The 255-nt window shown below is 53.7% G+C and carries 1 protein-coding gene; it reads left to right on the top strand.

Going from position 1 to position 255, the window contains the following annotated elements; genetic code table 11:
- Positions 1-255: Mur ligase family protein (locus tag AAEY83_RS16825; protein WP_351060932.1), on the top strand; the 255-nt coding region annotated here is incomplete at both ends.

Raw genomic sequence — 255 nt, 5'->3', positions numbered from 1 at the left:
AGTCAACTGGTGGCGCAATTAACCCAGCTGACTGGCATGAGCAGCGCCGTCATGGGTACGGCAGGTAATGGTAGGCTTGGCACTTTGGTACAAGCCAGTCATACCACGGGCGATGCCTTAGCGGTTCAGCAATTTCTATATCAAATGGGTCGCGAAGGGGCACAGCTACTGGCGTTAGAGGCCAGCTCACATGGTTTGGATCAGCAGCGTTTGCAAGGCATGCCGGTGTCGGTGGCAATTTATACCAATCTTAGC

This window comes from Psychrobacter sp. TB20-MNA-CIBAN-0197 (assembly GCF_040309765.1).
In the GTDB taxonomy this organism is placed as follows: domain Bacteria; phylum Pseudomonadota; class Gammaproteobacteria; order Pseudomonadales; family Moraxellaceae; genus Psychrobacter; species Psychrobacter submarinus.
This window is presented reverse-complemented; position numbering and strand designations above follow the sequence as displayed.